This is a genomic window from Corynebacterium meridianum (assembly GCF_016342265.1).
GTDB lineage: Bacteria > Actinomycetota > Actinomycetes > Mycobacteriales > Mycobacteriaceae > Corynebacterium > Corynebacterium meridianum.
The window spans coordinates 140,903-162,495 of the sequence record NZ_JAEIOS010000012.1 but is presented as its reverse complement, the minus strand read 5'-3'; the positions used below and the strand labels follow the sequence as shown (position 1 = coordinate 162,495).

The 21,593-nt window shown below is 63.8% G+C and carries 17 protein-coding genes; 11 read left to right on the top strand and 6 right to left on the bottom strand.

The genetic code is table 11. From position 1 onward, the window contains the following. The first annotated feature begins 10 nt into the window (after positions 1-10). Both JDV75_RS07270 and JDV75_RS07265 read left to right on the top strand, forming a co-directional pair. Positions 11-277 carry an acyl-CoA carboxylase subunit epsilon gene (locus JDV75_RS07270; RefSeq protein ID WP_198738596.1) on the top strand — a complete coding sequence of 89 codons (267 nt, stop codon included), beginning with the start codon at positions 11-13 and terminating at the stop codon, positions 275-277. A gap of 807 nt (positions 278-1,084) precedes the next feature. Continuing rightward, on the top strand, positions 1,085-3,313 hold the full coding sequence (locus tag JDV75_RS07265) for an AAA family ATPase (protein WP_198738595.1): 2,229 nt from the start codon (positions 1,085-1,087) through the stop codon (positions 3,311-3,313). Between the two features lie 558 nt (positions 3,314-3,871). Here the strand turns inward: JDV75_RS07265 and cls are convergent. Then, a complete protein-coding gene (gene cls, locus JDV75_RS07260; RefSeq protein WP_198738594.1) occupies positions 3,872-5,305 on the bottom strand; it encodes a cardiolipin synthase in 1,434 nt (477 codons plus the stop codon). A gap of 99 nt (positions 5,306-5,404) precedes the next feature. Beyond that, positions 5,405-5,686 carry a YrhK family protein gene (locus tag JDV75_RS07255; protein WP_232958316.1) on the bottom strand — a complete coding sequence of 94 codons (282 nt, stop codon included), beginning with the start codon at positions 5,684-5,686 and terminating at the stop codon, positions 5,405-5,407. Positions 5,687-5,786: 100 nt separating this feature from the next. Between JDV75_RS07255 and JDV75_RS07250 the strand changes: the two genes are divergently transcribed. The 4 genes from JDV75_RS07250 to JDV75_RS07235 all read left to right on the top strand — a co-directional run bounded on the left by JDV75_RS07250 (position 5,787) and on the right by JDV75_RS07235 (position 8,322). Next, positions 5,787-6,404 carry a Maf family protein gene (locus tag JDV75_RS07250; RefSeq protein WP_198738593.1) on the top strand — a complete coding sequence of 206 codons (618 nt, stop codon included), beginning with the start codon at positions 5,787-5,789 and terminating at the stop codon, positions 6,402-6,404. A gap of 50 nt (positions 6,405-6,454) precedes the next feature. After that, complete coding sequence (locus JDV75_RS07245; RefSeq protein ID WP_198737151.1) at positions 6,455-7,150, top strand: peptidylprolyl isomerase; 696 nt, start codon at positions 6,455-6,457, stop codon at positions 7,148-7,150. A gap of 73 nt (positions 7,151-7,223) precedes the next feature. Continuing rightward, positions 7,224-7,817 carry a hypothetical protein gene (locus JDV75_RS07240; RefSeq protein WP_198738592.1) on the top strand — a complete coding sequence of 198 codons (594 nt, stop codon included), beginning with the start codon at positions 7,224-7,226 and terminating at the stop codon, positions 7,815-7,817. A 55-nt stretch (positions 7,818-7,872) separates the two neighbouring features. Then, positions 7,873-8,322 carry a DUF3151 domain-containing protein gene (locus JDV75_RS07235; RefSeq protein ID WP_198738591.1) on the top strand — a complete coding sequence of 150 codons (450 nt, stop codon included), beginning with the start codon at positions 7,873-7,875 and terminating at the stop codon, positions 8,320-8,322. 70 nt (positions 8,323-8,392) lie between these two features. Here JDV75_RS07235 and JDV75_RS07230 read toward each other — a convergent pair whose 3' ends face one another. Continuing rightward, the gene (locus JDV75_RS07230; protein WP_198738590.1) at positions 8,393-9,457 is read right to left on the bottom strand and encodes a Cj0069 family protein; all 1,065 of its coding nucleotides are present in this window, start codon (positions 9,455-9,457) and stop codon (positions 8,393-8,395) included. Positions 9,458-9,762: 305 nt separating this feature from the next. Between JDV75_RS07230 and JDV75_RS07225 the strand changes: the two genes are divergently transcribed. The 5 genes from JDV75_RS07225 (at position 9,763) to glpK (ending at position 15,343) form a co-directional block, all read left to right on the top strand. Next, positions 9,763-10,704, top strand: a complete 942-nt coding sequence (locus JDV75_RS07225; protein ID WP_198738589.1) for a sulfurtransferase — start codon at positions 9,763-9,765, stop codon at positions 10,702-10,704. 261 nt (positions 10,705-10,965) lie between these two features. Beyond that, positions 10,966-12,738 carry an ATP-binding protein gene (locus tag JDV75_RS07220; protein WP_198738588.1) on the top strand — a complete coding sequence of 591 codons (1,773 nt, stop codon included), beginning with the start codon at positions 10,966-10,968 and terminating at the stop codon, positions 12,736-12,738. Positions 12,739-12,828: 90 nt separating this feature from the next. Next, positions 12,829-13,326: a DUF1707 SHOCT-like domain-containing protein gene (locus JDV75_RS07215; RefSeq protein WP_198738587.1), complete on the top strand. Its 498-nt coding sequence runs from the start codon at positions 12,829-12,831 to the stop codon at positions 13,324-13,326. Positions 13,327-13,385: 59 nt separating this feature from the next. Further along, a complete protein-coding gene (locus tag JDV75_RS07210) occupies positions 13,386-13,775 on the top strand; it encodes a hypothetical protein (protein ID WP_198738586.1) in 390 nt (129 codons plus the stop codon). 35 nt (positions 13,776-13,810) lie between these two features. Then, the gene (gene glpK, locus JDV75_RS07205; protein WP_198738704.1) at positions 13,811-15,343 is read left to right on the top strand and encodes a glycerol kinase GlpK; all 1,533 of its coding nucleotides are present in this window, start codon (positions 13,811-13,813) and stop codon (positions 15,341-15,343) included. Here the strand turns inward: glpK and JDV75_RS07200 are convergent. The 3 genes from JDV75_RS07200 to JDV75_RS07190 form a co-directional block, all read right to left on the bottom strand. Beyond that, positions 15,340-16,548, bottom strand: a complete 1,209-nt coding sequence (locus JDV75_RS07200) for a Fic family protein (RefSeq protein ID WP_198738585.1) — start codon at positions 16,546-16,548, stop codon at positions 15,340-15,342. The two genes, glpK and JDV75_RS07200, sit on opposite strands and share 4 nt — an antisense overlap. Before the next feature lie 228 nt (positions 16,549-16,776). Beyond that, positions 16,777-20,175, bottom strand: coding sequence for a pyruvate carboxylase (locus JDV75_RS07195; RefSeq protein WP_198738584.1), 3,399 nt, complete (start codon positions 20,173-20,175; stop codon positions 16,777-16,779). Between the two features lie 249 nt (positions 20,176-20,424). Then, the gene (locus tag JDV75_RS07190) at positions 20,425-21,576 is read right to left on the bottom strand and encodes a bifunctional 2-methylcitrate synthase/citrate synthase (protein WP_198738583.1); all 1,152 of its coding nucleotides are present in this window, start codon (positions 21,574-21,576) and stop codon (positions 20,425-20,427) included. Positions 21,577-21,593 lie beyond the last annotated feature (17 nt).

Here is a 21,593-nt window from a genome sequence, read left to right as displayed (position 1 = left end):
CGGAGGTTCCATGTCCGACACCACCACCGCCCCGGCGGAGACCGACGCCGCCGACTCCGCGGCTCCGGCGAAGCCGGCCCTGCAGATCATCAGCGGCAACCCGGATGACGCCGAAACAGCCGCGTTGACGGTGATCTTCGCCGGTCTCGCGGCACAGGCCGCGGCCGAGGCGGAGAAAACCGAACGCTCGCGGAACATGTGGGGCAACCTGGAGGAGCGCCTGCGTCGCCCGGTGACCCACAATCCGACCGCATTCCAGAACGTCAGCTTCTACTGATCTACCGAAAATAGACCCTCCGCACCGGACCCTCACGACGTCCTGGGCGGAGGGTCTCGTCGATTCAATACAAAGCACATTAGGTCCTAATAATCACCGTTGCATCGAACAGTAGTAGATTTCGGCCGGAGCGAAACGAAACTAGCCAAACCACAGGACCAGAACATACCTCCCCCTGGTGACCTGACCGATACTACCGCGACTCGGTGAAAGAATCATCAGAAAACTCGAACACCAAAACCGCGACGCCTCACATCGATATCTTCGGGCATCACCACTCCAGTACAGCTGCTGGGCCAACCAATCAAACGGCAAAACATAACTGCAGCACAATCGTAGACTTGTTAGATTCTTTCCCCTCGCATAGTTGACAAACGCACCGCTGACCACTCGGAGAAAAAGATATTCCTCCGCAGATCACCAGTAAATACTCCAGACAAATCCAGATAGACCGCAGGAAACCAACCCCGTTCCATGGTGCAATATTCCAAATCTCGAGACCAGAAGATGTCCAAACAAACAGCAATGCAGGACGTCGCCGAACCAAGGCACAACAATAAGAGCGCCGCCGGCTAAAATAGATACACAAATGGATTAAATATGGGAAATCCTGGACCTAAAGAATAATGGACTGTATACTTTTGGCCGTATAGGTACCCGTCGCCGACAAAGCGACCACTTCGACGCCGAACCGGCCCGATAGATCAGCCCAGGCATTCAACAGGCACACACCAAAGCAGAGCCCAACCCGAGGCATCCTACCCGAGAAAAGAGAATACCATGCTCACCGTAATATCCAATAAGCCTTTGAAGAACGTCAAAGAAGACGCTCTAAAAGGCGTTCTTTTAAACAAAAATACCGTTTTCTTCGGAATTAACGGTGCAGGTAAATCGACAGTTTGCGAAGTATTGCGAAGTGGGTCCACCTTCAAAGATAGTGACCCCACCAGCAGTGATGAGGCCAATATTTTCTCCTTTGACGAGAAGTGGAAAAAAGACAATATAGGCGATTTTATCGAGGGCGGATCAGCTAAAGGCGTAACCACGGTACGACTCAGTAAAAATGCCGGCGAAATCGAAGAAAAAATCCGACAAGCCGAATCAGACTTGGAACGGAACAAAAAAGCTACTGCGAGAAAACTGAAGGAAAAAGAACAATTACTGGAAAAGCAAAAAGAAATCACGTCCGCGGTTTTCAAAGGTGAACGCAAGCGACTAGAAAATCGGTGCGCCCAGTTGAGCGGAAAATCTTTCAATCGTACAAGAATAGCGAAACTACTGGAAAAAGGTGGCGCAACGGTCCTTAGCCCATCCGAAATCGACCAGAGGATAGAAATAGCAAACTCACCACACCCAGGCGGCCTTCAACCACTGCCGACATACCCGGCGCGCTGGTCTATTTCTGAAGATCTATGGAATGAAATCTGTAGAACAGATCCTCCACCGGAAGAATTTGATATAGATATTAATGAATGGGTCCGCACCGGTTTGAGCCTCCACCAGGTGAATGATAAGTGTCAGTTTTGTGATGGGCTTTTCACAGAAAGCCGGTTCAACGCCCTCGTGAACGCGATTCGGCAGATTGAGAAAAAGACGTCATCGTCTATAAAAGAAGCATACAATGATTGTTGTTTTGCACTTTCAGAACTGGATAGATTCGGAGTGCAATTGGATAGTACTAGCTTCTCTGACACCACCTATGGAGCAGATCTAGAACCGATTAAAAATAGAGTCCTCCTTTTAACCGGCCCGGTAATGGAAGAACTCCGAAAAACTAAAAGTATACTCAATGAAAAGATAGAAAATCCCTGGACCCCGGTTACAAGAGATAGACCCCGCATCGACTATGGCCCGCTAAATGCCGCATTCGAACAGTTAAGGACCAAATACTCTGAAGCTCTCACAGAGATGGAGAACCATACACGCAATCAAGAGAAAGCTATTGAAGACCTAAAGAAGCACTGCTGTGCGACAGATGGTGCCGAATGGAGGTCTAATTCAGACAACCTTGAAGAAGCTATTGAGGCACTTAATCAGGCATCAGCGAGTGAACATCTGGCACAGCAACGACTAGACGAACTCAAGCACTCGATATCCACTACCTCTGATACCGCTGATTTTATTGACAAATATCTGGCCATAATACTCGGCGAAAATATTCTACGCGTAACCGAAGGGAAGTCTGGAGAGGGATACCGTATTGAGCGCTTTGGAAAACCGGCCGATGGAATGTCTGAGGGAGAGCGCAAACTGGTTTCGCTTCTGTACTTCTGCGCGGAGTTTCGGACGGAAGCCCGCAAAGAAGCACTGAAGAATGCTCTGGTAATGTTCGATGATCTCGGGTCCGAACTCGATGAAACGCGACTACTTGCCGTAGATAGATTTATAACTAACCAGTTTCAAAAACGCTCGGGCGTCAAGCTAGTCTACTTCACCCATAGCCACACTCATTTGAAAATACTACAGGAACGGCTACGCAAAAAGGTGAAAGAACAGAAAAAGCGGGACAAAATTATGCCTGCAACCGCAGTGTTCTACGAGGTGTATAAGGATCACCTAAACGATAATCAACAGTCGACCGCCGTCCGTCTTTGGGACGTCAAAGCTGTCGAGTTAGTCAATGACTACTGGCTTTCATTTTATATGGTTATTCAGGCGTTCAAAAATATTCAAAATAACGAACCGCCACCTTTCTCGGCAGGAAATTACTGCCGGAAGGTCCTTGAAGGCTTTACGGAATTTAAGGCCCCGACCAGTGAACAGTTCGGAAGTAGAATTGATCATATTTTAAATAGCGCCGATATTCCCCTATCTCCGTCTCTATCGAAAATTGTCAACATCTTTTCGCACTCAGGCCTTGACAGAAAAAGTGCATTTTGGTCTCGTAGCGAAATTGAATCTGCCATTATTCAAACCCTGCACTTTATGCTACGGGTTGACCGGTGCCATTTTGAGACCTTGTTGAAAGCTATCGAAAAGGACGATTATAATAGCATCCTCACTTCACTGCGCACGCGGCTCCAAATAGACAGGTAAGGCAATAGTTTTTGTTCGACACAAGCCGTTCCATGCCGCTTCGCAGAGGAAGAAATGGTACATCATTTCGTGAGGTCGAGAAATAGATTCGGGATGTTCAAATCACGACACTCAGACGTCAGGCTGGGGGTCTCTACCTTCCACCAGGAGGACACCTCCGGTGTAACTTCATGTCGTTTTCCGGTTCATTGTTCAAGATTTCATATTATCCTTTGCCGTGAACTTTCCTTAGGCGTTTCATGAATGCATGACAGATTCTGGAACGTACGAATTTGTCACCAGCGGCCGGAAAACCGATTTTCTTGGGACTGTGAGTTTCCTCATGTCCAAAAGCTATAGAGCTGTATATAGGCGGTTTTCCACACCAATAGACCTCGCATTTGCTGGCGCAATGCGAAGGCGGCTCGGCCCGGGGGCCTCGCGAGCTCCTGTTGGTTCGCCGCCAGTACATCTCCGTCGCGCTTCCCGGGGAGGATGGCGCCGGAGGCTCGAGTTTTACGCTTCGCCGTCGCAGTTTTACCGGATCCCGCACGGCGCGGCACACACAATGCCCCGGCCCTACAGGACCGGCCCGATGGTGGCCAGAATGTTGTTCCACGCCCGCTTGGACAGACTCCAGTCGAGCACTTCCTCAAGGGGGACCGTCCGGGACGCCTCGATGTACCGACTCTGACGGGCCTGCACGGCAGCGGTGACACCGGCGTCGTGGATGAGAATGTTGTTCTCGTAGTTCAGGTCGAAACTGCGCAGATCGACGTTGGTGGACCCGATGAGGGTGACCGTTTCGTCGATCGTGAGCGTCTTCGCGTGCAGCAGCCCACCGCTGAATTCGTGGATGACGACGCCCGCGTCCAGAAGCTGACGGTAGTAGCTGCGGCTCGCACCACCGACGACCCAGCTGTCGTTGTTCGCGGGAAAGATCATCGTGACCTCGACCCCACGGAACGCCGCTGCCATGAGCGCCTGAACCACGGTCTCATCGGGCACGAAATAGGGGGTGGACATGGTCAGCCGATGATGCGCCGAGGCGATCAGGGTCGCGAACAGCTGCGGCGTCGCCCCCTTACGTTCGGTCGGGCCATCCCCTATCACCTGCGCGGGGAAGCCCTCCGGGTCCGCGGGTTGCGGAGGAACCGGTACGACATCGATGCTCTCTCCCGTCGTCTGGGCCCAGTCACTGGCGAACAGCAGCTGGTTCTGGGAGACGACCGGACCGGTGAACCGGAGCATGATGTCCACCCACGGCGCGTACTTCGGCTTTACCCGGAACTCGGGGTCCGCGGAGTTCCGGGAGCCGCAGTAGGTGACGCGGCCGTCGATGACGGTGATCTTGCGGTGGTTGCGCAGATCGATTCTCGAGGTGATCATCGTCACCAGTGGATTCCGGATCGGGAGTGCGACGCCGAGCTGCACCCCCGCATCCGCCATCTCCCGCCACAGGCTCGACCGGATGAGGGCACGGGACCCGAGTCCGTCCGCGAGTGCCCGGCAGGTCACACCCCGCTCCGCGGCACGGATCAGCGCTCTCGCGACGTCGGTACCGGTGGTGTCCGTCAACCAGATGTAGTAGAGGACGTGCACGTGGTCGGTGGCCGCGTCGATGTCCGCAATGAGCCGCCGGTTGGTCTCCGCCGCATCCGCCATGAGCTCCGCGCGGTTGCCGGGGACCGCGTGGAAGCCGTTGATCGAGGCGGAGTAGTGGAACGCCGGCCGATACCGGGCTTCGACGAGTTCATCGGTGGCGGCCTGATCTCCGAGAAACACGGCACCCCGGTCACGCATCTCCGCGCACACCTCATCGTGCCGGCGGTTGGCAGACTGCCCGAGGTCAACCTCACCGAAGAGGAAGTAGACGATCGCACCGATGAATGGCAGCAACAGGAGAACGATCATCCAGGCGAGCCGCACCGGTGGCTCGAGATCATCCCTGACGAGAATTCGGAGCCCGAAGCCCACGAGAATCAGGATGTGGAGGATGACGACGATGGTCACGGAAATACCGCCTTCGGGTTGCCGTTACCGGGAAAACCGGTGCTGAGAAACGGATTCTACCCGGCCCACAGCTGGCCCGGCCGCCCGAGAGTCTGACGGTCACGCCTCCGCGGCGAGGTCCCCGTAGTCCCCGATTCTCAGAAGGTGCCATTCACGCGCGAGGCTGATGCAGGGACGGACACCGAAAAGGATCGAACCTATGAGGAACAACCAGGTGCCGGTGTTCGTGGTCGACTCCCGGAAGAACAGGATTGAACCGATCACGAACAGTACGGCAGCGGCCACATCGACGACGGTGTAGGCGATGGCGTAGCACGCGTAGATCCGCTGAGTGGCAGGGGACCGCGTCGCGTTTCGTGGATCGAACATCTGACCGCTCATGCACTCATCTCCTCGTCGTCCGGAGGGCGGGTCGACCAGATTAGCAGAATCGACGCCGGTCCCGTTGCCCGGCCGGGAGGGTGCGCAATAGAGTCGGGGCATGAACATCGTTCTCGCCTCCGCGTCGCCCTCCCGCCGGTCCATCCTCAATTCGGCGGGGGTGGAGCCGGTCATCCATCCCGCAGACGTTGACGAGGACGCACTGATCGCCGGTTTGCGGGAGGCGGAACCCGACGAGGTGGTCGCCGCCCTCGCGGAGGCGAAGGCCCGGAAGGTCGCGCCGGACCACCCGGACGACATCGTCATCGGGTGTGACTCGATGCTGCTCCTCGACGGCGAACTGCAGGGCAAGCCGCGCACCGCGGCCGCCACGGTGGAGCGTTGGCGGCGGCAACGTGGCCGGACCGCCGAGCTCATCACCGGTCATTGTGTGGTCGGCCCCGGGGGCGCCTGCAGGGTCACGGTCTCCCGCACGTCGGTCGTGTTCGCGGACGTGTCGGACGCGGACATCGAGGCGTACGCCGCGACGGGTGAACCGTGGCAGTGTGCGGGCGCCTTCACCCTGGAGGCACTGGGCGGGTGGTTCATCGACCGGATCGAAGGGGACCCCTCCAACGTCATCGGCCTGAGTCTCCCAGTCGTCCGACGCGCGATCTACGAGCTCGGCCACGATGTGAGCGGGTTCTGGAACCTGACGGCCAGACCTGTCGCCCGGTAGCCGCGGCGGGACGGTTCACCCGCCCGGACCCCGGCGGCTAAACTCCGGGTATGAACAACACCAGGACAGCTCTATCCGGTCTTCTCGCCGCCACGGCGCTCCTCGCCGCGGCCTGCGGCTCGTCGAACGACACCGAGGACTCCACGACCACCGGCAGTGCGACGCAACCGGAGACGACGGCCGCTGCGGAATCGTGTGAGTACACGGCCTCCCGCGCAGCGGCGAAGGACGTCGATCTGCCCCCGTCGGAGCCGGAACGCGGCACCGTTTCCATGACGCTGGACACCAGCGCCGGTGAGATTCCGGTGAGCCTCGACGGTGATCGCGCCCCGTGTACGGTCAACGCGATCACCCATCTCGCCCGGGCGGGCTACTACGACGACACCGTCTGCCACAGGATCACCACGTCGGGTATCTACGTGTTGCAGTGCGGGGATCCCACCGGAACGGGAACCGGTGGACCGGGATTCACCTACGCCGACGAGTATCCGGTCGGTTCGGGCGAATCGCCCCTGTACGCGGCAGGGGTTCTGGCGATGGCGAACGCCGGACCGGGGACCAACGGATCCCAGTTCTTCATGAATTACGCCGACTCCCCGCTACCGCCGAGCTACACGATGTTCGGCACAGTCGAGCCGGACGGGATGAAGATCCTGGAGGAGATCGCGGAGAAGGGTGCCGCCGGCGGCTCCGCGGACGGTGCCCCCGCCGAGGAAGTCCGCATCAACCACGTCACGGTGAACTGACGGTCGAGCCGGAACGGGGTGGGTCTCGACATGTTCGGTGCAGCGTACCGCCCGTATTGTTAGGCTCGGACCCATGCAGCAGTTCCTGGCTCTACTCGGCGCACTCGGTACGGTGCTGACGCTCATCGCCCAGCTCCTCACCGGATCACCCTCCGCCGGGGTCGGGGAGACCCCCGCCCCGTTCCCGGACACCCCGGCCGTCGTCGTCACGGACGGCCTCGGAGACGTACACGTCAACGGCATCACCGTGGGACAGAGCATCGACCAGGTCCGGGCGTTGAACGGTGGTTTTCCCGCGAACGGCACCCCCGTGTTCCTCGAGACCGGTGCCGCCCGGATCCGCTACAGCTTCGAGGGCGCGGAGTACTACGTCGCCGACGGCGCGGTGTCCCGCATCCGGATGCCGCACACCCCTGAGGGAATCCGGAAGGGATCGAGTCTCGTCGAGGCGACCGCCACCTACGGGAGCCCCGTCCACGGTTACAGTTCCTCCAACGGAGGCCGGTACGCCGTCTACGTCGCCGAGGAGCAGCTGAATCTGGCGTGGATCTTCGAGTACCGCGGTCGCACCGTGCAGAAGGTCTATCTGGACGATTCCCTCGAGCAGATGCGGAGGGACGCAGCCGCCGCACCCCGGGCGATGTTCCGCCAGCAGGGATCCAGCTAGACCCGACGCCGTTTGTGGCCCATGGTGTCGACACGGACCACGTAGGGTTGGCGACATGAACCAGTTCAAGGACATGCTCGCCCCACCGCCCGTCACCCTCCCCGATGACCCGGCGGCCGCCGTGGTCGCCGACGCTACGGACGATATCCCGGCACTTGCCGTGAAGGCACGGGAGTATCCGGAGTCCCCGCTCGTCTGGGCCGTCCTCGCGGAGCACGCGCTGACCACGGCTGTCGCCGATTCAGCGTCCGATGTCGACGCGATCACCGCCTACGCGTTGTCCCGTACCGGATACCACCGGGGACTCGACAAGCTCCGTGGGAACGGCTGGAAGGGGTTCGGCCCGGTCCCCTATTCACACGAACCGAACCGGGGCGTGCTGCGCGCAATCGCCGCGCTCGCACGCGCGGCCCGTCTGATCGGCGAAGAAAACGAGTATGACCGGTGCCGTGCGCTTCTCTCCGACTGTGATCCGGAGAGTATCGCCACTCTTCTCGGATCCTGACCGACCTCAAAAAGGCCGACCACCGACACTTTTTGTGTCGGTGGGCGGCCTTTTCCGTCATACGGGGTTGTCAGGCGCGGTTCTTGTCCTCGACGCGCTTGATGGCCTCTTCGGCGACGAGTTCCTGGATCCCCATGTCCAGCTCGGAGGTGAAGCCGACGCAGGAGCAGTTGATCTCGCCCAGGACGTAGTCGTCGCCGCCGTCGGCACCGTCGGCGAGCATGAAGTCGGCGGTCCAGATCAGCGGGATGTTGTCGCCGCCGAGCTTCTCGGCGATGACCGGGCGGGCCGCGGCGAACTGGTCGATGAGCTCCTGCCACGCCTCCGGCTTGTCGTAGGTGTACTTCGCGCCGGAGAACAGGGTGGCGGAGAAGTTGTCGCCGCCGGCGGCGGGCTTCTTGTGCACGACGAAGACGGGGTGGGGACCGACCAGCAGGATGCGGATCTCACCCTCGACGATGCGCGGCATGAAGCGCATGTCCACGAGCATGCCGTTGTCACCCACGATGTACTGGTCACAGAAGTCCATGAACTCGCCGAGCTCGCGGACCTCGGTGTGGTTGTCCACGGCCTCGGTGCACTTGAGCTTCGTGTCGAGGGGCAGTGACGTCCCGGGCTCGACGGAGGCCGCGAGTTCCTTGTCGACGAGCTGCACACGCCAGATACCGGAGCCGGTGGAGCCACGGTTCTGCTTGAGGACGCGCTCGCCGTAGGACAGCGAGGACGGGAACGTCTCGTGGAAGTTCTCGACGTCGTAGTACGCGTAGGTGTCCTCGGGGACGAGGTCGGTGTCGGCGAGCTTCACGAGCGCGTCCTTGGCGCCGTAGGACATCATCTCGTCGGGACGGGACATGCCCACGAGACCGGCCTCGTCGGAGAGCCTGGTCAGCAGGTCGAAGTAACCCCGCTCGCCGCCGGGGATGTTGCCGGGGTTGACGCGGGAGATGTAGGCGTCGAAGTTGTTCGACACGTACTCGAAGAGGGCATCGGCCCACTCCGGGCGGTAGAAGACGACCTCCGCGTCCCACCCCTTCTCGCGGATCGCGCGGACGATGGGCATGGTGTCCTTGCGGTGTCCGTCAATGAACTTGTCGGAGCCGCCTTCGACCTCGAAAACGACGATGCTCTTGTGCACGTAATTTCTCCTTGTTTCTTCGGGTGATTCAGCTGATGCGGGATCGTGCGTCCGTGGTTGCGTCCGATCGTTTTCCGGTGCCCCGGAACCCCGTCCGACACTCCACCGGACATCTCAAGGCTATGTCAGATCTGGGGGCTGCACCGGCGATGCGGACACAACGTAACTAAGCCCACATCACCTCCACCCGGATGCCGTGAGGTGCACGACATAATATGCTGGGATCGCATGTGCGCCACACAGCGCTCCTCATCCGGCGAACCCCGCCGTTTGCCGCACCCGAGAGTCCCGAAGAAGAGGAACCGATGTCCGCAGCATCCGACCAGAACCCACCCACCGTCACCCCCGGTTCACAGGAGAAGCGGGGCTACGCACACCCGGACCGCCTCGTAGAGGCCGCGTGGTTGAGCGCCCGCCTCGGCGGCAAGGGACTCAAGGTCGTAGAGTCCGACGAGGATTTACTCCTCTACGACATCGGACACATCCCGGGCGCGATCCGGATCGACTGGCGTCGGGAACTGAACGATCCCGTGCAGCGCGATTTCATCAGCCCCGAGGCTTTCGCCGAGTTGATGCGGTCCAAGGGAATATCCAGGGACGACACGGTGGTCGTCTACGGCGACCGGTCCAACTGGTGGGCGAGTTTCACCCTGTGGGTGTTCGAGCTCTACGGGCATCCCGACGTCCGGCTGCTCAACGGTGGACGCGACGCCTGGATGGCCGAGGAGCGGGAGACCTCCTACGTGGTCCCCGAATACCCCCGCACCGACTACCCGGTCCCGGACCGCAGGGAACCGGAACTCCGCGCTTTCGTAGATGACACCCTCGCACAGATCGGGACCGGCCCCCTGGTCGACGTCCGCTCCCCCGCCGAGTACGTCGGCGAGCCTGTCCCCGCGGACTCCGCCCCCTGGGAGTTCGTCATGCGCGACGGTCACATTCCGACGGCGGTGAACATCCAGTGGACCCGCGCGGTCCACCCCAACAGCCGCTTCCGGTCCAGGGAGGAACTCGAGGAGATCTACTCGGGTCTCGATCCGAAGGAACCGACGATCGTGTACTGCAGGGTCGGAGACCGCAGTGCCCACACCTGGTTCGTCCTGAAGCACCTGCTCGGCTTCGAGTCGGTGCGCAACTACGACGGATCCTGGATCGAGTGGGGCAACATGGTGCGGATGCCGATTGCTGTGGGAGAGGAGCCGGGAGAAGCCCCGAACATCACCCCCGGTTCCCCCACCCGCAAATGAACGGCGTTCAACTCCCCTGTTCACACGGTGGTGTCCACCACCCCCTACCCCCGTAGTGGCGGAAAAGCTACCCCAGATACAGTATTCCGGCCCAAACCAGCCCCCTCATTGTGCAAGAATGTGAGGTATTCCGCAGTTCGGCCATGATGCGTCTCCGACGCGCCACAGCCGAACCCCACGGTAAAAATGTCAGGCCCGCCCACGTCCACCCCGTCGGGGTGCGCTCGTCGGTGGCGCAGCAATCTATCAGGAGTGTTTTCAGTGACCGTCGAGACGAAGAAGATCACCAAGGTTCTGGTGGCCAACCGCGGTGAGATCGCCATCCGCGTTTTCCGGGCCGCCCGGGACGCTGGCATCGCCAGCGTCGCCGTCTACGCTGAGCCGGACGCGGACGCGCCGTTCGTGACCATGGCAGACGAGGCCTTTGCCCTCGGTGGACAGAACTCCGCCGAGTCCTACCTCGTCTTCGACAAGATCCTGGACGCCGCCAAGAAGTCCGGCGCGGACGCCATTCACCCGGGCTACGGTTTCCTCTCCGAGAACGGCGAGTTCGCGCAGGCCGTCATCGACGCCGGTCTCATCTGGATCGGTCCTTCACCGCAGTCCATCCGTGACCTCGGCGACAAGGTCACCGCACGTCACATCGCGCTGAAGGCCAACGCACCCATGGCACCGGGCACCAAGGAACCGGTCAAGAACGCCGAGGAATGCGTCGCCTTCGCCGAGGAGCACGGCCTGCCCATCGCGATCAAGGCCGCCTTCGGCGGCGGAGGCCGCGGCATGAAGGTCGCCTACGAGATGGAGGAGGTCGCCGACCTCTTCGACTCCGCCACCCGTGAGGCCACCGCCGCGTTCGGTCGCGGCGAGTGCTTCGTGGAGCGCTACCTGGACAAGGCCCGCCACGTGGAGTGCCAGGTCCTCGCCGACCAGCACGGCAACGTCATCGTCGCCGGCACCCGTGACTGCTCCCTCCAGCGCCGTTTTCAGAAGGTCATCGAGGAGGCCCCCGCCCCCTTCCTGACCGACGATCAGCGCAGCCGCCTGCACGAGTCCGCGAAGGCCATCTGCCGCGAGGCCGGCTACTACGGTGCCGGTACCGTCGAGTACCTCGTCGGCGCCGACGGCCTGATCTCCTTCCTCGAGGTCAACACCCGTCTCCAGGTCGAGCACCCCGTCACCGAGGCCACCACCGGCCTGGATCTCGTGCGCGAGCAGTTCCGCATCGCGGAGGGCGCTGAGCTGCACCTGAAGGAGGACCCGAAGCCGCGTGGCCACGCCTTCGAGTTCCGCATCAACGGCGAGGACGCCGGCAACAACTTCATGCCGGCCCCCGGCAAGGTCACGAAGTACGTCGAGCCCTCGGGTCCGGGCGTCCGGATGGACTCCGGCATCGTCGAGGGGTCGGTCATCGGCGGCCAGTTCGACTCCATGCTCGCCAAGCTCATCGTCTTCGGTGAGACCCGTACCGAGGCACTCGAGCGCTCGCGTCGTGCTCTGGCCGAGTACGTGATCGAGGGGCTTCCCACCGCGCTTCCCTTCCACCGTCACATGGTCGAGAACCCCGCCTTCGTCGGCGACGAAGATGGCTTCGACGTCTACACCAAGTGGATCGAGGAGGAGTGGGAGAACACCATCGAGCCCTTCGTCGATCCCGCCGACGCGGAGGAGGAGGACGAGTCGATCCCCGCCAAGAAGGTCGTCGTCGAGATCAACGGCCGTCGCGTGGAGGTCGCTCTGCCGGGCGATCTGGCCCTCGGTGGCGGCGCCGCCAAGAAGAAGGCCAAGAAGCGCCGCGCCGGCGGCGCGAAGAAAGCCATCTCCGGTGACGCGGTCGCGGCCCCCATGCAGGGCACCGTCATCAAGGTGAACGTCGAGGAGGGCCAGGAGGTCAACGAGGGGGACACCGTCGTGGTCCTCGAGGCCATGAAGATGGAGAACCCGGTCAAGGCACACAAGTCCGGCACGGTCACCGGCCTCGACTGTGAAGCCGGCGCCGGCGTCAACAAGGGCGCCGTCCTGATGGAGATCAAGTAGCGCTTCCCCGCTCCAGCACAAACGCCTCTCCCGGGATCCCGGGAGAGGCGTTCCCCATTCACATCCACCACTCAGCGTTACACTGGACCCATGGATCACGATGTTCCCAGACAGTTACCCGCTCCCAGTCTCGTTCCCCCGTCACGGGAGACCCGAATAGGTGACGAGGACCGCGCCAGGGCCCTGGATCTGCTCGCCGGCTACCTCGAGACGGGCCACCTCACGATCTCCGATTTCGAGGAACGGTCCGCCGCTGTACCCGGCTGTCGGACGGCCAGCGATCTGGAGATCATCCTCGCCGATCTACCCGTCCGCGGAGACGCCCCGAGATCCGCCGAGTCCGCCACCGCACGTCCGGCATCCGGCCGCGTGTCCGGGCTCCGCTTCCGGATCGGCATCTTCCTCGCCATCGGTGTGGTCTGCCTGACCGCCACCGTCGCGACCGATAGCCCGGCACCACTGGTGGTGTGGGCACTCAGCGCCATCGCACTGTTCATCCTCAACGTCGGCCCCGACAGCTGGTACACACCCTCACTACGTCAGCTCGAGCGCCGCAACCGGCGCCCCGGTCGGAACCGCGGGGAATAGGGCCTTCTCTTCCCGGAAACCGGGTTCTCCCGGGCGGGTCGTTCCGTAGACTGGGACGCATGGAACCGATGGAGATCAACGGTGGCAGGTTCTACGCCCGCCCCCTGCACGACGACGACCGTATAGACGACCGCCCGGCACTCGGCGAGGTGTTCGGAAAGCCGGTGGAACCGGATTTCGTCGACAGGGCACGCGCGGACTGGACGGCCGACCGGGCCTACACCTGGGCGATCTGCGAGCAGACCTCGGTGTTCATGCTCGCCCTCGCCACCCTCACCCTCCACGGGGACGGTGAGGCGAGCCTGGAGGTGCTGCCCGCCGGCGACCCGGGCAGAATGCTGCCCAACGACCCGACCCTCCCCCCGAAGTCCGTGGGTGACGGCGTGATCGAGGGGACCGGAACCGTCGAACGCTGGGCCCGGGGCTTCTGCGGACTGACTCTCCGATGAGTTCCGGCCGTGGCGCCATGAGCGAGGTCGGAGAGATGGTCAGCCGGGTCACCGGCCGGAGCCAACGCAAGCGGAACCGCGACCGGAGGGACGCGGCGATCATCGCGGCACTCGATCACGGCACCACGTCGACACGCTGCATCCTCTTCGACGCCCGGGGCAACGCGCTCGCGACGTCACAGCTCGAGCACCGTCAGATCTTCCCCCGGGCGGGCTGGGTCGAACACGACCCGACCGAGATCTGGGCGAACACCCGTCGGGTGCTCGCGGACGCGGTGGCCCGCTCGGACGTGAATCCCGGGGACATCGCGACGCTCGGCATCACCAACCAGCGGGAGACCGTCGTCGTCTGGGACGCGGCGACGGGCGTGCCGGTCCACAACGCGATCGTCTGGCAAGACACCCGTACCAAGCGGATCTGCGCCGGGCTCGATCCCGACCTGTTCACCCGCACCGGGCTGCCGGTGTCCACCTACTTCTCGGGGCCGAAGATCGCCTGGATCCTGGACAACGTCCCCGGCGCGCGGTCCCGCGCGGAATCCGGCGAGCTGCTCGTCGGCACGATGGACACGTGGCTGGTGTGTAACCTGACCCGGGGCGACCGGCACATCACCGACGTCACCAATGCCTCCCGCACCATGCTGATGGATCTGGAGACGCAGACATGGGACCCGGAGCTGTGCGCGGCGCTCGGGTTACCGGAGTCGATGCTGCCGGAGATCGTGCCCTCCTCCGGCGACCTGGGGACGGTGACCCGCACGGGTGACTTCTCCGGGGTTCCGATCGGCGGGATCCTGGGCGACCAGCAGGCGGCCACCTTCGGGCAGGCGTGCCTCGAACCGGGCGAGGCGAAGAACACCTACGGCACGGGGAACTTCCTGCTGCTCAACACCGGTACCGAGGTCAAGCGCTCGGAGCACGGGCTGATCTCGACGGTCTGCTACCGGATCGGCGACGAGCCCACCGTGTTCGCCCTGGAGGGCTCGATCGCGGTCACGGGTTCACTGGTGCAGTGGCTCCGGGACAACCTGGGGATCATCCGTACCGCCCCGGAGGTCGAGCGGCTGGCGCGAACGGTCGACGACAACGGCGGCTGCTACATCGTCCCGGCGTTCTCCGGACTGCTGGCCCCGCACTGGCGCGACGACGCCCGGGGCGTGATCGCCGGCCTGACCCGCTTCAACAACAAGGGGCACATCGCACGCGCGGCACTCGAGGCCGTGGCCTACCAGACCCGGGAGGTCGTTGAGGCGATGAACGCCGACTCCGGGGTTCCGCTGACCGCACTGCGGGTGGACGGCGGAATGGTGGCCAATGAACTGCTCATGCAGTTCCAGGCCGACCAGCTGGGCGTCCCGGTGACGGTGCCCGCGGTGCACGAGACCACAGCTCTGGGTGCGGCGTACGCCGCCGGGCTCGCCGCGGGGATCTACTCCTCCACCGACGAGATCCGAACGCTGTGGCGGGAGGAGCACACCTATCAGCCGACGATGCCGAAAACCGAGCGGGAGAGCCTGTACGCGGGGTGGCACAAAGCGGTGGAACGGACGCTGAACTGGGTGGACTAGCCGGCCTGCCGGCGTCCGATCCCCTCCGCGACGTCGTCCATCAGTTCCAGGACGGCGGGCGCCCGCCAGGCCCGGTGTCGCTTCCCGATCTGGTACGCCACGACTATCCCCGCCTCCTCCAGAGACGACAGTGCCCGCCGTGCGGTGATCCCGGTGCAGCCGAGGTTGTCCGTCACCGTGGTGACGTCGACCACCGGTTGCGAGGTCAGGAGATCGCAGATCTTCCGGTCAGCGGCGTCCGCCCGTGAGGTGAGCAGCGGTTCCCACTCCATGTCACGTATGGAACAGAGTTCAGCGGCGGTGTCCACACCGAGTTCAGCAGCCTGGCGTGCACACGTGGTGAACAACCGGACGACGGGTTCGGGATCACCTGCACGATAGGCCGTCAGGGCGGCGAAGTAGTTCGCGACCCGCGTGAGCAGTCGCACGGAGAGCGGTAGCGCCGCGGTCGCCGTCAGATCGGCATTGCGCAGCAGCACATGGACGAGCGCCCGCCCTGTCCTGCCGTTGCCGTCGGCGAACGGGTGGATCGTCCCGAACTGGGCGTGCGCCACCGCGATCTTCGCCAGCGCCGGAAGATCCGTCCGCCGCATGAACGCACAGAGATCGTCGATGAGGTCGGGGACCGTGGCACTATCGGGGGCGACGAATTCCGCATCTGCGGGGCTGAGATCCGACCCACCGATCCACACGGGTTCACCACGGAACAGGCCCACGATCCCCGGGTTGGTGCGCTCCATCAGTATGCGGTGCATCTCGAGGATGGTCCCGGGGTTCAGTGGATCGACCGTCCGGGACACCAGCTCCATGGCTCTGGTGTTGGCGACGATCTCGGGTGCGTTGCCCCGTGAGCCGGGTTGACCGGTGCCGAAAATCTCTTCCTCGACCAGTTTCCGAGACGAGACGGTCAGGCGTTCCATCCGTGAGGAAGCACTGGCTTCGCTACGGAGCAGCGGGGCGGTGAACGGCAGCGGTGAGGTGTGCCGGGCGGCATCGAAGCGGACAATCTCCAGGGTAGCCGCCTCTATCTCGGCGAACAGATCCGTCGGAAGGCTGAGCATTGCACCTGAGATATCCGGGACCACCACGGATTCCCGGCAGGTGGCGGGGAGCCGTGTGCGCTGGCGTGTGGACAACAGATCGGTGTTGCGGGGCTTCCAGGGGCGTTCACGGATGTGGACACCGGGCCATCCCCGTTCGGCCATGTCCACACCTCCTCCGGTCTCTTCCAGTCCGCAATGAACGAACAGTTATCCGGTCATGTGTTCACGCGACTACCACCGGTGAACATTTAGGGGCTCAACTGTTCACCTTCTTCCCTTTCGGGGACGGATCCGCCGGTTGACGACCACGATCCCGCACAGACGGGCGCCCCCGTCCCCGACGATGACGGTCAGGGGCAGGGGCGTACCGGGTGGGTCTCTGCGGTGGGTCTACTCCGCCGGATCGATGACCACGAGCAGGTCACCGCCCTCCACCTTGACCGCGGCACCGAGGACGACGCGACTGATCGTGCCGGCGACCGGCGCGGTGATGGTGGCCTCCATCTTCATGGCCTCGATGACGGCGACCGGATCACCGGCGGCGACGGCCGCGCCCTCCTCCACGTTCACGGTGACGACGCCGGCGAACGGGGCCGCGACGTGACCCGGGTTCGAGGTGTCGGCCTTCTCCGCCTCGGGGGTCTCGGACTTCACGGCACGGTTGCGGACTCGGACCGGGCGGATCTGGCCGTTGACCGTGCAGACGACGGTGCACATTCCCTTGGAGTCGGCCTCGGACACGGCGTCGAGACGCACGGTGATCTCCTGACCGGTGCGCAGTCGGACGGTGATCTCCTCCCCGTGCTCCAGCCCGTAGAAGAACTGGTTGTCACAGAGCACGGTGGTGTCGCCGTGCAGACGCCGGTGCTCGGCGAGTTCCTTCGCCGGGGCCGGGAACAGCAGCCGGTCGAGTGTGGCGCGCCGGACCATCGGATCCTCGTCCGAGAGCAGGGCGGCGTCATCGTCGGAGACCGGGGTGAGGGTGGAGGGCTTCTCCGCGCGACCCTCGAGTGCGCGGGTACGCAGCGGCTCGGGCCAGCCGCCGGGTGGGGTGCCGAGCTCGCCGCGGAGGAAAGCGATCACAGAGTCGGGGATGTCGTACTTCTGCGGATCCGCGACGAAATCGGCCGGATCGACTCCCGCGCCGACGAGGTGCAGCGCCAGGTCGCCGACGACCTTCGAACTCGGGGTGACCTTCGTCGGGCGACCGAGCATCTCGTTCACCGCGGCGTAGTTGTCCTCGATGAGCTCGAAACGGTCGGCCAACCCCAGTGCCGTGGCCTGGGCGCGCAGGTTCGACAACTGACCGCCGGGGATCTCATGGTGGTAGACACGCCCGGTCGGGCCGGGGGTGCCGGACTCGAAGGGGGCGTAGACGCGGCGGACGGCCTCCCAGTAGGGCTCGAGGTCACAGACCGCCCCCATGTCGAGCCCGGTGTCGTGCTCGGTGTTCTCGAACGCGGCGACGATCGCGGACAGGGACGGCTGGGACGTGGTGCCGGACAGCGGTGCCGAGGCGCCGTCGATCGCGTCGGCGCCCGCGGTCACCGCGGCGATGTAGGTGGCCAACTGGCCACCGGCGGTGTCGTGGGTGTGCACGTGCACCGGCAGGTCGAACTCGCTGCGCAGCGCGGAGACGAGGTTCGCCGCCGCGATCGGGCGCAGCAGACCAGCCATGTCCTTGATCGCGAGGACGTGGGCCCCGGACTCCACGATCTGCTCCGCGAGCTTCAGGTAGTAGTCCAGGGTGTAGAGCTTCTCCCGCGGACTGCTCATGTCACCGGAGTAGGCCATGGCGACCTCCGCGACGGCGGTGCCGGTGGACAGGACCGCGTCGATCGCGGGGCGCATCTGGGAGACGTCGTTGAGCGCGTCGAAGATGCGGAAGATGTCGACGCCGCTCCGTGCGGCCTCGGTGACGAAGGCGTCGCAGACGGTGTCCGGGTAGGGCGTGTAGCCGACGGTGTTGCGGCCGCGCAGCAGCATCTGGATGTTCACGTTGGGCATCGCCCGGCGCAGCTGGTCGAGCCGCTCCCACGGATCCTCGAAGAGGAAACGCATCGCGACGTCGTAGGTCGCCCCGCCCCACGCCTCGACGGACAGGAGATCGGGGGTGGAGCGGGCGACGTGGCGTGCGGCGTCGACCAGGGCGCTGGAGCGGACCCGCGTCGCGAGCAGGGACTGGTGCGCATCGCGGAAGGTCGTCTCGGTGACCGCCACGGCGCGCTGGGCGCGCAGCTGCTCCGCGAACGCCTTGGGTCCGAGCTTCAGCAGGCGGTCGCGGGATCCCCCGGGCAGAGGTGCGTCGAGATCCAGGGTGGGCAGCTTGTCCGACGGCAGCGGCGCCTCGGGGCGGGGGCCGTGGGGACGGTTGACGGTGGTGTCCGCCAGGAAGTTCAGCACCCGGCCGGCCTCGTTGTCCGCGGGCGGGGCGGCGAGCAGCCAGGGGTGTTCGTTGATGAAGGACGTGTCGATCCGCTTCTTCTGGAAGTCCGGTTCCCGCAGCAGTGCGCGGAGGAATCCGATGTTCGTCGCGACACCCGCGACGGTGAACTCGGCCAGTGCGCGCTGGGCGCGGGTGACCGCGGCGGCGAAATCGCCACCGCGACAGGTCATCTTCACCAGCATCGAGTCGAAGTGGGCGGTGATCTCGCCGCCGAGCTGCGCCGCGCCGTCGAGACGCACACCCGCACCGCCCGGCGAACGGTAGGCGGTGACGATACCGGTGTCGGGGCGGAATCCGTTGCCCGGGTCCTCGGTCGTGATGCGGCACTGCAGGGCCGCACCGTTGAGTTCGATGCGGTCCTGGGTCAGACCGAGCTCCTTGAGCGTCGCACCGGCTGCGAGCTGCAGCTGGGCCCGGACGAGATCGACGAGGGTGACCTCCTCCGTGACGGTGTGCTCCACCTGGATCCGGGGGTTCATCTCGATGAAGACGTGTCGGCCCTGCTCGTCGACGAGGAACTCCACGGTGCCGGCTCCGGTGTAGTTGATGGACCGGCAGAACTTCACGGCGTCGGCGCAGATGGCCTCGCGCTGTTCCTGGGTGATGTGCTGCGCGGGGGCGATCTCGACGACCTTCTGGTGGCGGCGCTGCACCGAGCAGTCGCGCTCGAAGAGGTGGACGACCTCGCCGGTGTGGTCGCCGAGGATCTGGACCTCGATGTGCTGCGGTTTGATCACCGCCCGTTCCAGGTACACCCGGGAATCACCGAAGGCGCTCATCGCCTCGCGGGACGCTTCGGCGGCGAGAGCGGCGAGCTTGTCGGGCGACTCGATGAAGCGCATGCCGCGCCCGCCGCCTCCGGCGACGGCCTTGACGAACAGCGGGTACTCCTGTCCCTCCGCCTGGCGGACGATTTCGTCGATGTCGTCGGTGGGCGGGGACTCGTTCAGGGTGGGCAGCCCGGCGCGGCGGGCCGCGGCGACGGCCTGGGACTTGTCGCCGGTGAGGTCGAGTACCTCGGGGGATGGTCCGATGAACGTGATGCCGTTCTCCGCGCACTCGCGCGCCAGCTGGGCGTTCTCGGAGAGGAATCCGTAGCCCGGGTAGATCGCGTCGGCTCCGGAGAGCTTCGCCACCCGGATCATCTCGTCGATGTTGAGGTAGGCCTTGACCGGGGAATCGTCCTTACCGATCAGGTAGGCCTCGGTGGCGTGGCTCCGGTGGAAGGAGTTGCGGTCCTCCTGCGGGTAGACCGCGACGGTGGCGGCGCCGACCTCGTAGGCGGCGCGGAACGCACGGACCGCGATCTCACCGCGGTTGGCTACCAGTATCTTCTTCAGCATCTCGTCTGCTTCCTTGGAACTAAAACTGTGGATCACGGAACGGGTCGGGTCCCGCCTGTGTCGGTCCGGAACCGGGCTGCGGGAGACCGGGCATCACCCCGGTGAGAATGACGGTGCGCCACCGCCGGGAGCGACAGTGGCGCAGGACACTTCAAATCTAGCAAGTGGCGGGTGTCTCCCGCAGTGGTTTGGGGCGCCCCCACCATCCCGGACGACCGAGAACGGGATGGTGGGGGCGGGTCTGTGGGGTCAGGCAGCTCCGGAAACCGGGACGTCCCGCTGGGAGTGGCCGTGGTAGGCCGACAGCGGACGGATCAGGCGGTTGTCCTCGCTCTGTTCGATGATGTGCGCGATCCACCCGGTGATCCGCGCCATGACGAACAGCGGGGTGAAGAACTCGACCTCGAAGCCGAGCAGGTAGTAGGTCGGGCCGGAGGGGAAGTCGAGGTTCGGCTTCATGCCCTTCGCCTCGTCGACGGTGGCGGCCATCCGGTCGTACATCTCGACCCACTTCCCGCCGTCGTGGTTCGCGGCGAGTGCCTTGAACGCGGCCTCCATCGTCGGCACGCGGGAGTCGCCCTTCTTGTACACGCGGTGCCCGAAGCCCATGATGAGCTCCTTCCTGGCCAGGGCGTCGGTGACCCACTGTTCTGCCTTGGCGGGGTCACCGATCTCGAGCATCGTGTGCATGACGGCCTCGTTCGCGCCGCCGTGCAGCGGGCCCTTGAGCGCCCCGATCGCCGCGGTGATCGCGGAGTAGCTGTCGGACATGGTGGACGTGGTGACGCGGGCGGTGAAGGTGGAGGCGTTGAAGGAGTGCTCCGCATAGAGGATCATCGACACATCGAAGGCGTGGATGTCCTCGGGATTCATCGCGGGCGATCCCTCTCCCCTGCCGAAGGCCATGGAGAGGAAGTTCTCCGAGAAACCCAGCTCGGGGTCCGGCGCGATGAATTCCTGGCCACGACGGCGCCGCATGTCCAGGGCGACGATGGTCGGCAGCTTGGCCAGCAGGTGCATGCCGCTGTCGCGGATGTGCGCGGAATCGCGGCTGTAGGCGTCCGGATCCTGGGTGCCGATCCAGCTCACCGCGGTACGGAGCACGTCCATGGGGTGGCAGGTGGTCGGCAGTCCGCGGACCAGGTCGACCAGACCCGGCTCGAGGTCACGGAGTGAGCGCTCGCGGTCGGAGAACTCCCTGAGCTGCTCCGGCGTGGGCAGTTCGCCGTGCCACAGGAGGTAGGCCACCTCCTCGAAGCTGCAGTTCGCGGCTAGGTCCTGCACGGGGTAGCCGCAGTAGGTGAGTGAGTTGGTTTCGGGGACGACCTTGGACACCGCGGTGGAGTCGACGACGACGCCACCGAGGCCCTTGTGGATGGTCGGCTGGGTGTTTTCGGACATGACGGATACTCCTTGGA

Coding starts and splice junctions, on each gene's coding strand:
- JDV75_RS07270 (WP_198738596.1), top strand. CDS start 11: ATGTCCGACACCACCACCGCCCCGGCGGAGACCGACGCCGCCGACTCC.
- JDV75_RS07255 (WP_232958316.1), bottom strand. CDS start 5,686: ATGAGCGGTCAGATGTTCGATCCACGAAACGCGACGCGGTCCCCTGCC.
- JDV75_RS07250 (WP_198738593.1), top strand. CDS start 5,787: ATGAACATCGTTCTCGCCTCCGCGTCGCCCTCCCGCCGGTCCATCCTC.
- JDV75_RS07245 (WP_198737151.1), top strand. CDS start 6,455: ATGAACAACACCAGGACAGCTCTATCCGGTCTTCTCGCCGCCACGGCG.
- JDV75_RS07240 (WP_198738592.1), top strand. CDS start 7,224: ATGCAGCAGTTCCTGGCTCTACTCGGCGCACTCGGTACGGTGCTGACG.
- JDV75_RS07235 (WP_198738591.1), top strand. CDS start 7,873: ATGAACCAGTTCAAGGACATGCTCGCCCCACCGCCCGTCACCCTCCCC.
- JDV75_RS07225 (WP_198738589.1), top strand. CDS start 9,763: ATGTCCGCAGCATCCGACCAGAACCCACCCACCGTCACCCCCGGTTCA.
- JDV75_RS07215 (WP_198738587.1), top strand. CDS start 12,829: ATGGATCACGATGTTCCCAGACAGTTACCCGCTCCCAGTCTCGTTCCC.
- JDV75_RS07210 (WP_198738586.1), top strand. CDS start 13,386: ATGGAACCGATGGAGATCAACGGTGGCAGGTTCTACGCCCGCCCCCTG.
- glpK (WP_198738704.1), top strand. CDS start 13,811: ATGGTCAGCCGGGTCACCGGCCGGAGCCAACGCAAGCGGAACCGCGAC.
- JDV75_RS07200 (WP_198738585.1), bottom strand. CDS start 16,548: ATGGCCGAACGGGGATGGCCCGGTGTCCACATCCGTGAACGCCCCTGG.
- JDV75_RS07195 (WP_198738584.1), bottom strand. CDS start 20,175: ATGCTGAAGAAGATACTGGTAGCCAACCGCGGTGAGATCGCGGTCCGT.
- JDV75_RS07190 (WP_198738583.1), bottom strand. CDS start 21,576: ATGTCCGAAAACACCCAGCCGACCATCCACAAGGGCCTCGGTGGCGTC.